Here is a 12,280-nt window from a genome sequence, read left to right as displayed (position 1 = left end):
CGACCGAGCTGGCCGGCGCCGGCGGGCCGTCAGAGGCATTCGACGAGGCCGTCGTAGAGCGAGCGGTCCGTTCCGGGGAGCTCCGCGTCGATCGCCCGACCTGCCGCCGCCGAGAGCGCCTCGACGAGGTCGGTCACGGCCGTGTCCGGGGCGATGGGCATCTCGCAGAGGAAGATCCTCGCGTCTACCTCGACATCGCCCGTGGGAGCCACGATCTCCTCGTTGCTCGCGGCGAGGACCCACACACAGCGGCCTATCGTCCCGGCGTGCTCCTCGACGGAGCAACGGAATCGAAGCGGCATGTAGTTGCTGAAATCGCCCTCGCAGAAGGTGTCGCCGCACACGACGTCGAAGTCGTCGTTCAGCTCGCGAAGCAGCCCGTACCAGGCGTCGATCTCCTCCGAGCTGGTGAAGTACGACGCGGCGTCGACGAAGCTCTTCGCGCTCGTCGAGCCGGCCGGCGCCGCTGCGTCGTCGTGCTGCGGTGGGGGGCTCTCCGGTGGCCCCGGGGTGGCGCCTTGCGCGGTGGAGCAGGCGAGTGCGAGGACAGGGAGAAACATGGACATGGCATGACGAACCGACATGGGTGCCTCCATCCGAGCGCGGTGCGTGGCGCAGGCTCGGGCCAGCACGCCGCTTCCGGGCTTCGCGCTGTCCCGCAACGGCGGGGACCAGCGCGAGGTCGGACCTCGCGGCGTTTCGGTGGGCACTTATTGCGAACGGTATGCCGCGGCCTTTTTGCGGGACCTTTGGGCCCTCTCCGCGCTCCGGGACCTGGCGGCCGCCACCCGCGCCGCCAGTTTCGCCAGCTCGGGGTCATCGCGCGCGCGGCGCTCAGATCAGGGGAAGCTCAGGATCTCCACCCAGTGCGGACCTCGGCCCACCGGGTACGACGTCGAGGAGGTGAGCCGGCCGCTCTCGCGGTCGATCGCGTGCACACGCACCGCATGCGAGAGCTGCCCGGCGGCGACGAGCCAGCGGCCGCCGGGGTCGATCTGGAAGCCGCGCGGCTGCCGTTCCGTGGCCGCGTGTGAGACCAGGCTCAGGCGGCCGGTCTGCGCATCGACGCTGAACCCGGCCAGCGTGCTGGAGGTGCGCTCCGATGTGTAGAGGAAGCGGCCGTCGGGCGTGAGGTGCAGGTCCGCCGCCCAGGGCTTGCCAGAGAAGCCCTCGGGCAGCGTGGAGAGGCTCTGCACCGGCGCCAGCGTCCCGCGCTCGGCGTCGAAGGCCAGGACGTCGACGCGCGCGTCCAGCTCGTTGAGCAGGTAGACGAAGCGCCCGTCGGGAGCGAACGCGAGGTGGCGAGGGCCGGCCTGCGGACGCACAGGCAGCGCCGGCGGATCGTTCGGTGTGAGCTGGCCAGTGGCCGCGTCGAAGCGCCACTGCACCACCACATCCGAGCCGAGGGCGCTGACGAAGACGTAGCGGTTCGACGGATCCACCAGCGTGGCATGCGCATGGCGGCCGGTGAGCAACACCGCGGCAGGCTCGCCCACCGTGCCGTCGCTGCCGATCGGGCTGATGCTGGTCTTGTGGCCGCCGTAGGAGGCGCCGAAGAGATGGCGCCCGCTGCGATCGGTGATGAGGTGCGACATCCTGTCGGGCAGCGGCGCCGCCGACAGCGGCGCGAGCCGCCCGCTCGCCGCGTCGAGCGCGAAGCTCTGCACCGCGTGGGGCTCGGTGCGCAGCGCGACGTAGAGGAAGCGTCGGTCCGGCGACACCGCCAGCGGGCCGGCCTGGCCTTCGATGCCGACGGCCTGTACCAGCGCCAGCGACCCGTCGGCGGGGTCCAGGCGCAGCACCGAGATCTCGCAGCTCTCGGCGTTGGAGACGTAGACGTAGGTGGCGGCTTGGATCATCGCGGCGAAGAGGCTGGAGGCCAGCGCCAGTATCCACCATCCGGCCGGCCTCGCGCCACAGATCCCGCGCCGGGCGGCGCGTCTCCCGGCGTCGCGGCAACGCGCGCCATCGGGCAGGCCCCCGACCTCACAGCGGAAACCCCATGGACGAATCGTGCGAGGACCGGCACGATGCCTCGCCATGGGACGAAAGAAGGCGCATGCTGTGGCGATGAGCCGCTCCCCGCGGGCGTGATGGTCTGTCTCGGTGGTTGGGCGCGGAGGTGCAAGGTCCGATGCTGAAATGGCTGCTCGTCGGGCTCGTTGTGTTCCTGATCTACCGGTTCGCGATGAAGCGGCCGCGTTACGATCGGCTGTTCTCGCCGGACCACCTGATCGAGCTCTCGCGCGGGCTCGGCCGCGCCAAGGACACCGCGCTCAAGCGCCCCGGGGGGGGCCCGCCCGCGGACCCCTTCGCCGAGGGCAATGCGTTCATCACGTCCGCCGACATCGCCGTGGTGTATACCGTCGCCGAGGCTGGCGAGGCCGGACGAGAGCACCACGTCTCGCTCTCGTTCCGCGGCGGCGCTCTCGCTCGCGCCGCCGCGGGATTCCTTGCCGCGGCGCTCTGTCGATTGCTCGGCCTGGGGGAGACGCAGCGCGTGCTCGCGGTCTCGAACAGCGGCGTCTACCACCTGATCTTCCAGGTCCCCGCCGCGGACGAGGCACGATTCGCAGCGCGATCCGTCCCGAAGCTCGATGACGCGTCTGCGCGGAGGCTCGTCGGCGTGGCCATGGAGGATCGGGGGCCGCTGCTCGCGCGCCTCGGCAAGCTCGACGTCAAGGTCCCGAAATGATGTTCTTGCCGGAGCTGAAGGGGAACGAGAATCCTCTATTCGCAGTCGACGAACACGACATCGTACGCGATGGTCGCCGAGATTCCGGAGACGCTCACGGAGTAGGTGTTGCCGGCTTCAGGGTCCCAGCCGTTCGGCACGATGCGGATGGCGTTCGTGGAGCCGTAGCGCCCCTGGAGCGGCTCCACGTCGACGGCCAGAGGGGCTCCGCCGCTCGTGATCGTGACCTCGGCGTTCTCGAGCTCGATGTCCTCGCTCTGAATCGACCAGCCGGTGTCGCTGAGTGAGCTCCAGCGGTCGCCGTACGCCTGCATCGGGAACACCCCGGGCGGAGGCCAGGCCGTCCACTCCTTGCCGGCGCGCCCCGTCCCTCCGATGTTCTGCATGCAGGAGGCGCCGTTCTTGCCGGTCGAGCCGAGGCCGATCGGGCCGAGATCGTTCGCAAGGATGATGCGCCGGTGGCCGAAGGTCGTCTCGTTCCCGGGGTCGATCAAATAGCCCTGAACGCTCGCGACGCCGGGGCCACTCGAGATGTTGCTCGTCCTCGCGCCGTCCGCGCCTGCTTTCGAGTAGCACTTCCAGCTCTCCGGCGGCTCGTGCGAGAGGTCATTGTTCGCGTCCATCATGAGCGCGCAGGCCTGGGCCTGCACGTCGCGGGTGGGCTCGGTCACGACCGGGGGCAAGTCCGCCAGCCAGCGGTACAGGTTGAAGAGCCGGAGCGCGTTCGCTCGACCGTCGGCAGAGATGTCTCCCGGGTCGCACTCGGGATCCAGCGAGCCGCTCCACGTGCCCTCGCTCATGTCGGCGGTGTCGGCGTTGAAGCGCGCGCAGGTGCCTTCCGGCGAGCGATCGCCCGTCTCGGGTGTCGACCCTCCCGAACCCCCGGATGCCGTGCCTGCCGATCCGCCGCCCCCTGCGCCCGTGCCGACCGCTGACGAACCTCCCGTGGAGCTGCCGCCAGATCCTCCGGAGCTCGAGGCGCCCGAGCCTGAACCCGCACCGCCGCTGCTCGCGGCTGTTCCACCCGTCCCGCCCGACCCGGAGGCCGGCGGTGAGCCGCCCGACGAACCTGACGTGCCAGGATCGGCATCTTCGCTGCTGCAGGACGCGGCGGCCGCGACGAGGAGCGCCGCCGATGCGACGAGTCGAAAGCGAGGGAAAGCCGTCTTCATGATGGAAGGAAATCCAAACGTCTCGGAAACGTCAAGTCCCGATCGCGGGACCTGCCCCGGGTTGACTGAACATTTTTACGCGAGCCGGCTTCCTCCTGAAAAGTGATGCTGGATCGACGACTCGTTCATGCATCGAAGGGGCCGCGTCGACTCCAGAGCCTGCGGGGCGGCGGTCCTCTTCACTGCTGCTCCCGCCGACCGCGGGGGAGCCCGGCAAGAGATGTCACGGTGAGGGCGTGACATGTCACGGAGCGAGCGTGACATGTCACGGAGCGAGCGCGGCATGTCACGCCCGGCGACAAGCCCCTCGACCGGCGCCGTCGCGTGAACGGGCCTGAATGCCCTTTTGCAGGTCCTGGCCCGAGGGTTGCTGTTCGATCGCCCGGGTGCCTCGCCGCCACCGGCGAGGCATCGCGGAGAGCCCTGGCGGGAAGCGCCGGAGCGCTCAGCAGAACGCCGCAGCGCGGAAATGCAGTCTCGATCGGTGTGCGGAGCCTGCTCTTGAAGCGTTTGCTTTCTTGAAACTCGAACAAAGAGCCATCGAGGACCTATGTCGACCTATGTGCCTGGAAGACGCCTGACTTCGCGAGCGCGCGAGCGGGGCGGCCAGCGGCTTGGAGCCCTGGTCGCGCTGAAGGTCATCACATTCTCTCTTCTCGGGTGCCTCGGCGAATTGCCGCGAGAGCCCGACGTGGACGGCAGCGAGCTCGACGAGGCCGCGCAGGGCCTCCGCGCCGACGACACGCGGATCCATGCGGCGTCCGAGGAGCCCATCGTGAGCACGGGCGACGAGCACGCCTGCGCCCTGAAGCCGAACGGCGCGGTCGACTGCTGGGGGAGCAACACCCACGGCCAGGCCACCGACCCCGGGATAAACGACACCTATCTCCAGGTCAGCGCGGGCGAATGGCACACGTGTGGGGTGAGGACGAACGGCACGGTCCACTGCTGGGGTTACAACGCCGATGGGCAGGCCACGGATCCGCCTGTAACCTGGCCCGAGCACCCCGGGGAGCCGCTGTCTCCCGAGGATACCTACACGCAGGTCAGCGCTGGCCGCTTTCATACCTGCGGCGTGAGGACGGACGGCTCGGTCCACTGCTGGGGGAGCAACCCGGACGGCAGGGCCACGCCTCCAGCGACCGGCCGCTACGTGCAGGTCAGCGCGGGCGGATGGCACACGTGCGGGGTAACGGTGTCCGGCACGGTCCACTGCTGGGGGAGCAACGCTCAGGGCCAGGCGGAGGATCCCCCGGTCAGCGACACCTACACCCAGGTCAGCGCGGGCAGCGCGCACACCTGTGGTGTGAGAACGGACGGCACGATCCACTGCTGGGGGCGCAACGTAGAGCTCCAGGCGGCAGATCCCCCACAGAGCGAGACCTATATCCAGGTCAGCGCGGGCGAAGTCCACACCTGCGGGACGAGGAGGGACGGCTCGGTGAACTGCTGGGGGAGCAACGACGACGGCGGCGGGACGGATCCGACCGGGAGCTTCTCCCAGATCAGCACGAACGGCAGAATCACCTGCGGTCTGAAATTGAGCGGCGCAGTGGACTGCTGGAGGGACAATGAGGCTGACCCTGCCGTCGGCTCGATCTTCGGGCGCCGCACGGTCACGGTGGGCCTCCACCATTCTTGCGCGCTGACCCCTTCCGGCGCGGTAATCTGCTGGGGGAGCGACAACTTTCTCCAGTCCACGGAGCCGTCCGGTACCTACAAGCAGCTCAGCGCAGGCAACAGCCACACGTGCGGGCTTCGGTACGACGGCACGGTGAACTGTTGGGGCAGCAACAGCCACGGCCAGAGCTCGGATCCCACGGGCACCTACAACCAGATCAGCGCAGGCAGCATTCACACCTGCGGTGTCAAGACGGACGGCACGGTCCACTGCTGGGGCGACAACGGCTCGGGCAAGGCGGACGATCCCCCGACCAGCGATACCTACACCCAGGTCAGCGCGGGTGACTTTCACACGTGCGGCGTGAGGACCGACGGCAGGGTGCACTGCTGGGGGCGCAACGACGAAGGCCAGGCCACCGACCCTACGTTCCTGGTCCGCTACACCCAGGTCAGCGCGGGCTACATGCACACCTGCGGGCTGACGACCGATGGCACCGCGCACTGCTGGGGGAGCGACACAGAGGACAAGTCCGACAGCCCCGACGGCCCCTTCACTCACGTCACCGCGGGTTTGAGCCACAGCTGCGGGCTGAGGACCGATGGCAGGGTCGAGTGCTGGGGGAGCAACACCCTAGGACAGACCTCGGCTCCCGAGGGCACCTTCGTCCAGATCGACACGAGAAGGAATCACACCTGCGGCGTGACGGAGAACGGCCTCGTCGCCTGCTGGGGCGACAAGGATGCGGAGAAAACCGCGCCGCCGTCGGAGACGTTCTCTCAGATCAGCACGGGCACCGAGCATGGTTGCGGCGTGAACGCGAGCGGCCTGGCGAGGTGCTGGGGGGACCGCTCGGAGGGCCGGGCCCCGGAGCCTACCGGCACCTTCACTCAGGCCAGCGCGGGCCAGGACCACACCTGCTGGCTGAGGTCGACCGGAGCTGTGGATTGCTTCGGGGACAACTCCTACGGGCAGGTTACCAAGCCCTCCGGCAATTACATCCAGATCGATTCGGGGTCGTTTCACAACTGCGGTGTGAAGACGGACGGCACAGTGAACTGCTGGGGGGACAACACCGCCGATAAAGCCACGGATCCGGGGAGCTCCCTCCACTTCCTCCAGGTCAGCACGGGCGGCGCACACAACTGCGGCGTGAAGACGGACCACAAGGTGCACTGCTGGGGACACAATGGACATGGTCAGTCCACGAACCCCACGGGTGACTTCGTCCAGGTCAGCGCGGGCGGCCTTCACAGCTGCGGTGTGAGGGCGGGCGGTACGGTCGACTGCTGGGGGCTCAACGACCATGGCCAGGCGACGGATCCCCCGGCCTCCGACACCTACACCCAGATCGCCGCGGGCCACCTTCACACCTGCGGCGTGCGGACGAACGGCACGGTGCACTGCTGGGGATACAACGCGGACGGGCAGACCGACAAGCCCGAAGGCACCTTCGTCAGCCTGAGCGCCGGTTACCTCCACACCTGCGGGATGAAGACCGACGGCCGGGTGCACTGCTGGGGGGAGTCCAGCGACGGCCGACTCTGGCTCCCGCTCGCGTTCTGAGCACGAGCTGCTGCGTCAATTTTTCCGAACTTGCGCAAGGGCGGCGGCCGGAGCCTCGGCTCCTGGCTCGCGCTGACGATGGTGACGAGCTCCTCGCCGGCGCTGCACGCTCACGCAGCAGAGCGGCGACGGCGGCGGACCACCGCGCCGAGCCCTGCCACGAGCAATCCGACGAGCGCGCCGCGAGGCAACTGACCCCTGGAGGCCACGTTGAAGCTGCACCCACCCGCGTCGTCCGACGTGCCGTCGCCGCCTGTCGTGGCCGGATCGCTGTCTCCGGAAGAGGTGCTTCCACCCCCGTTGCCCGTCGACCCGCCCGTGGTGGCTCCGCCGGCGCCTTCCGCCGCGCCTCCCGTGGTCGCTCCGTTACCGGCGCCGCTGGTCGCGCTGCCACCTTCGCCGCCAGCGCCGCTGGTCACGCTGCCACCTTCGCCGCCAGCGCCGCTGGTCGCGCTGCCGCCTGCGCCTGAAGCGCTGCCGTTTGCGGCGCTACCTCCGCCCGATGCGTCGCTGCCTCCGGTTCCATCACCGCCGCCCGCGCCTTCGCCGGTGGACGGAGGGTCCATATCCAGCCCGAAGAAGCGCACGGCGTCGCCCCACAAGCCTCGCCCCGAGAGATCGTGCGGGGCGCCTTGCGCGGAGTTCGTCTCCAGGACGAGCGTCCCCGCAGCATTCGTGTAAGAGGCCCGATCCCAGGTATCCTGGGAACCCTTGAAGCTGCTCGTCTTGCTGTCGGACTGACTCAGACCCAGGACGTTCGTCCACTGCGCGATCTCGGCAGGAAAGTTCGGGTCGTAGTTGAGCGTGGTGTCAGCCTTTCCGTGCCAGAGCTGAAGCCGAGGCCGTGCGCCGGTGAAGTTCGGGCTCGCCTTGCGCACGATGTCACCCCACTGGGCAGCGGTCCTGTTGGCAGGGGTCGTCCAGCCATAGGCGTTGCCTCCCGTCCAGGCGCCGGCGGGAACACCAGCCAGCACCGAACCCCCGGCGAACACGTCGGGGTAGGCAGCGAGGAGCGCATTCGTCATGCAAGCGCCGGAGGAGGCCCCCGCAGCGAAGACTCGGGTCGGATCGGCGTGGTGCTGTGTGATGGCGTACTGGACCATCTTGGTGATGGCCTCTCGCTCACCGCTGCGCGCGGGCGTCGCGTCAAAGCAGTTGCCGCCTGCTTGCGGAGTGATGATGAGGAAGCCGTGCTGATCCGCCAGACCCTGGAACCAGCCGTGAGCGTTTCCGGCGTTCCCGCTGCAGTAGTGCAGCGAGACCACGACCCCCGGCGAAGCGTCGACCTTGTCCGGGACGTAGAGGTCCATGGGCGTGTTCCCGCCGTAGTTGACCCGGGTCTGCCACGAAGCCGCCAATGACGGCGAGATCGCGAGCAACACGGTTGCGAGGGAAGCGGCGGCGGGCGCGACGAATCGAAGGGTGGTGGTCATTGGCTACCTCGCTATCGCTATATCAATAACAGTCGACGAGTAGAACAGAAATCGCGACTCGCCGACGTCCCATCGGTCGCTCCTGATCCTGATGTGAATTGCCGCGATGCGGCTTCCATGTGTGAGAGCATTTGTATCATATTTTTGCAGACAAGCCGAGGCGCGTAGTCGAGGCAAGCCCGATCGCTGGGTGAGGAGGTGTGTCGTTTCGTAACAATTCGTGGGGTGTGTCGTTTCGTAACAATCGGTGGAAGGAATGGAAGGGTCCGTCAGCGCCGCGGCCATCGCTGAAGATTAGGTCGTCGTCGCTCTGCTCCCGGCGGGTCGCGACCAGTCAGGTAGGAGCGGTCGCGACAGGACAGGATAGGCCAATCCATGGCAGCGCTGCCCGGCTGAGGTCGGCGCAGTGGAAAATTGCATGAGCCTCTGACCGTGACGTGGCATAGTGGATGCCCTTCTTCCGCCCTGGCCTGCCATGTCGAGCCCTGACGAGACCACGATTGCCCCCGGGGATGTCCTCCTCGGCAAGTATCGCGTGGAGAGCGTCCTCGGACGGGGCGCCATGGGGCTCGTCGTCGCCGCGCGCCACCTCGCCCTCGACGAGCGCGTCGCGATCAAGGTGCTGTTGCCGAAGTACGTGCGGGATCCGGAGATCCTCCAGCGCTTTCTGAGGGAGGGGCGCGCCGCCGTGCGCGTCCGCAGCCAGCACGTCGTGCGCGTCGCCGACGTCGGCACGCTCGAGAGCGGCGCGCCGTACATGGTGATGGATCACCTCGAGGGGAGGGACCTCGCCGCCGTGCTCGCGGAGAGCGGGCGCCTCGCGGTGCCCGTGGCCGTCGAGCTGGTGCTCCAGGTCTGCGAGGCGCTCGCGGAGGCGCACGCGCAAGGCATCGTCCACCGGGACGTGAAGCCGAGCAACCTGTTCGTCACGCGGAACGCGGACGGCTCGCCGTGCGTCAAGGTGCTCGACTTCGGGATCTCCAAGATGACGCACGCGGAGGACCACGCGTTGACGCGGGTGGGGGGAGTGCTCGGCTCGCCCCTCTACATGTCCCCCGAGCAGCTCCGCTCCTCGAGCGACGTCGACGGCCGCGCGGACATCTATTCGCTGGGCGTCGTCCTCTTCGAGCTGCTCACGGGGCGAACGCCGTTCTTCGCGCACGAGCTCGCGCAGCTGGTCTACCTGGTCACGCAGGGGGAGCCGCAGCGGCCGCGCGCCCTCCGCCCGGACCTCCCGGAGCCGCTGGAGCACGTGATCCTCGCGGCGATCGCGCGCGATCGCGATCGCCGGTTCCCGACCGTCGCGGATCTCGCGCTCGCGCTGGTGCCGTTCGCTCCGCCGCACGCGCGCGCGGCGGCCGAGCGCCTCTTCGGCGCGCTGCGCGGCGCGCTCCCGGCCGGGGCCCTGCCGCCCGGCGCTTCTCGCACGGCCACGGCGGTCACTGCGGCCGGGGCGACGCTCCCCGCGTCGACCGTGCCCCTCGGCGGGGGAGCGCTCACCATCGCGCCGCTCGGCACGACGAACCGCAAGCCAGCGTCGCGCGAGAAGCGCGCCGCCGCGATCGGGCTCGGCCTTGCGCTCGTGAGCGGCGGCCTGCTCCTCTGGCGCCTGTCGGACCGAGCCCCGCGCGACATCGAGCGCGAGACGTCGTCGTCGGCGGGCCCTCAGGGCGCGGTCCCGGAGCCGCGCCCCGCGCAGCCGAGCGCCGGGCCGGAGCCGCGCCCCGCGCAGCCGAGCGCCGGGCCGGAGCCGGTCCCCGCGCAGCCGAGCGCCGCGCCGGACGCGGCCGTCGAGCCGGCCGCCAGCGCCGTGCCGCCGTCCGGCGCCGCTCCCGGCGCGTCGGCCGAGGGGCCGCCGCCCGAGGCGCGCGCCGCCGCCCCCGGCGCCCCCGCCGCGCCGAGGCCCGCGAGGCCGGGCGGCTCGGCGCAGCCGGCGAAGCGCGGCGCGCCGCAGGGGAAGCGGCCCTCCAGCGCCGACCCGTTCTCGCGCGATGTCTTCTGATACCTTCGCCGACACGATGACGCCGCCGCAGATGAAAAGCCGACCGAAGCGCGGGCGCGCCGCGCGTCTCTGCGCGATCGGCATCGGCCTGGCCGCGGCGATCGCGGGCGGGCGCGCGGCGAGGGCCGAGGACAAGGCGGGCGCCGTGGCGCTGTTCCGGGAGGCGGGAGCGCTCGTCGACGCTGGCCAGGCGTCGCGCGCCTGCCCCAAGTACGAGGAGAGCCTGCGCCTCTACGACAGCGTCAACACCCGCTATTTCCTCGCCGATTGCTACGAGCGCATCGGCAAGATGGCCTCCGCGTGGGCGCACTTCCTCGAGGTCGCCGCGCGGGTGCACGCGAGCGGCGACCGGGAGAAGGAGGCGAAGGCGCGCGAGCGCGCGGCGGCCGTCCAGCCGAAGGTCTCGCGCCTCTCGGTGGTCGTCGAGGCCGCGAGCACGCCGGGCCTCGAGGTGAAGCGCGACGGCACGCCGGTCGGCCCCGGCCAGTGGGGCGTGCCCATGCCGGTCGACGCGGGGCCCCACGTGATCCAGGCGAGCGCGCCGGGCAAGCGGGCGTGGACGGCGCAGGTCGAGGTGAAGCCGGGCGGCGTGACCTCGACCCTCGTCGTGCGCGCGCTGGAGGACGACCCCGCGTCGAGCGACGCGGGCGGCGCGGGGGATGGCCGCCGCACGATCGCGCTCGTCACGGCAGGCGCGGGGGTCGTCGCCGTCGGCGTCGGGGCGGGGCTCGGCTTCGCGGCGAAGTCGAGGTTCGACGAGTCGCGCCCGTTCTGCAACGGCGACCGCTGCGATCGGCGCGGCATGGACATCCGCGGCAGCGCCGTGGCGCGCGCGAACGTCGCGACCGTGGTCTTCGGCGTCGGCCTCGCGGCCATCGCCGGCGGCGGCGTGCTGTGGCTCACCGCGAAGGGCTCGACCCAGGGCGCGTCGCTCGGGCTTTCGCCCGCGCTGGGCGGCGCGCTCGTGCAAGGCAGCTTCTGATGCGCTTCCAGGTGCTCACGGTCGCCCTCTGCGCGTCGGTGTCGCTGAGCGGATGCGGCCTCGTCCTTGGCATCTCGCCCGGCGAATACGACCCGGATCCGTTCGGCATTGATGACGGCGCCGGGGGAGCCGGCGGCTCGGACGAGGGGGCGGGCGGCGCCGGCGGATCGGGCGGCTCGGACGCGGAGCCCGAGCTCCCTGCCTGCACCGCGCTCCTCGACGACCTGGAGGACGGCGACGGCGCGATCCTCCGGTGCAAGGACCGTGTCGGCAGCTGGTACACGTACAACGATGGCACCCGGGGCGGCGCGCAGACCCCTCTGCCCGGCCGCCCGTTCGTACCGGTCTCGCCCGGGCACGACCCGAGCGAGTACGCCGCTCACGTCGCGGGGAGCGGCTTCCTCTCGAGGGGGGCCGGCATGGGGTTCGACCTGAACTTCGCCCCAGGGGGCGCGAAGCTCACCTACGACGCTTCTGCCTACTCGGGCCTGACCTTCTGGGCCAAGGCGGCGGCGCCGACGCACATCTACGTGAACTTCCCGGACCGCAACACCGATCGCGAGGGCGGCGTGTGTGAAGGCTCCGGCTGCGGCGATCACTTCGGCGAGGGGATCGACATCACGACCGAGTGGGCGCAGTACACGGTCATGTTCGATATCCTCAGCACGGACGGCTGGGGCGTGCCTGCGCCCCCGGCGTTCGACGCTGCGCACGCTTACTCGATCGAGTTCCACACGGCGAAGTCGACCGTGTTCGACATGCTCGTGGACGACATCGCGTTCGTCCCGTGACGAAGCCCGCCCCCCACC

General features: G+C 70.2%; 9 protein-coding genes. 5 read left to right on the top strand and 4 right to left on the bottom strand.

Features of this window, described 5'->3' with window-relative positions:
* Positions 1 to 29 precede the first annotated feature (29 nt).
* Together WMF12_RS22205 and WMF12_RS22200 are read right to left on the bottom strand one after the other, a co-directional pair.
* Positions 30 to 584: a hypothetical protein gene (locus WMF12_RS22205; protein ID WP_437873515.1), complete on the bottom strand. Its 555-nt coding sequence runs from the start codon at positions 582 to 584 to the stop codon at positions 30 to 32.
* Between the two features lie 255 nt (positions 585 to 839).
* A complete protein-coding gene (locus WMF12_RS22200) occupies positions 840 to 1,859 on the bottom strand; it encodes a lactonase family protein (protein ID WP_437873514.1) in 1,020 nt (339 codons plus the stop codon).
* Positions 1,860 to 2,134: 275 nt separating this feature from the next.
* On the opposite strand from WMF12_RS22200, the gene WMF12_RS22195 reads away from it, so the two are divergent.
* Positions 2,135 to 2,695, top strand: coding sequence for a hypothetical protein (locus WMF12_RS22195; RefSeq protein WP_437767107.1), 561 nt, complete (start codon positions 2,135 to 2,137; stop codon positions 2,693 to 2,695).
* Positions 2,696 to 2,730: 35 nt separating this feature from the next.
* On the opposite strand, the gene WMF12_RS22190 is transcribed toward WMF12_RS22195, so the two are convergent.
* Positions 2,731 to 3,495, bottom strand: a complete 765-nt coding sequence (locus tag WMF12_RS22190; RefSeq protein WP_437873512.1) for a CAP domain-containing protein — start codon at positions 3,493 to 3,495, stop codon at positions 2,731 to 2,733.
* Between the two features lie 1,063 nt (positions 3,496 to 4,558).
* Here WMF12_RS22190 and WMF12_RS22185 point away from each other — a divergent pair.
* Complete coding sequence (locus tag WMF12_RS22185; RefSeq protein ID WP_437873511.1) at positions 4,559 to 7,054, top strand: RTX toxin; 2,496 nt, start codon at positions 4,559 to 4,561, stop codon at positions 7,052 to 7,054.
* Positions 7,055 to 7,164: 110 nt separating this feature from the next.
* Here the strand turns inward: WMF12_RS22185 and WMF12_RS22180 are convergent, their stop codons facing one another.
* Positions 7,165 to 8,487 (bottom strand): extracellular catalytic domain type 1 short-chain-length polyhydroxyalkanoate depolymerase, encoded by a 1,323-nt coding sequence (locus WMF12_RS22180; protein ID WP_437873510.1) that lies wholly within the window; start codon positions 8,485 to 8,487, stop codon positions 7,165 to 7,167.
* Between the two features lie 475 nt (positions 8,488 to 8,962).
* Here WMF12_RS22180 and WMF12_RS22175 point away from each other — a divergent pair, with 475 nt between their 5' ends.
* The 3 genes from WMF12_RS22175 to WMF12_RS22165 are packed head-to-tail and all read left to right on the top strand — an operon-like array spanning position 8,963 to position 12,262.
* Entirely contained in the window at positions 8,963 to 10,489 is a 1,527-nt protein-coding gene (locus WMF12_RS22175; RefSeq protein WP_437873509.1) for a protein kinase domain-containing protein, read from the top strand.
* A 31-nt stretch (positions 10,490 to 10,520) separates the two neighbouring features.
* Positions 10,521 to 11,471, top strand: coding sequence for a hypothetical protein (locus WMF12_RS22170; RefSeq protein WP_437873507.1), 951 nt, complete (start codon positions 10,521 to 10,523; stop codon positions 11,469 to 11,471).
* A complete protein-coding gene (locus tag WMF12_RS22165) occupies positions 11,471 to 12,262 on the top strand; it encodes a hypothetical protein (protein WP_437747595.1) in 792 nt (263 codons plus the stop codon). The genes WMF12_RS22170 and WMF12_RS22165 overlap by 1 nt, the downstream gene beginning before the upstream one ends.
* The last annotated feature ends 18 nt before the right edge of the window (positions 12,263 to 12,280 follow it).

The sequence above is a fragment of the Sorangium sp. So ce363 genome (assembly GCF_051520435.1).
Taxonomy (GTDB): Bacteria; Myxococcota_A; Polyangia; order Polyangiales; family Polyangiaceae; genus Sorangium; species Sorangium cellulosum_B.
The sequence above is the reverse complement of the archived record's forward strand: the minus strand, read 5'-3'. Positions and strand labels throughout refer to the sequence as shown.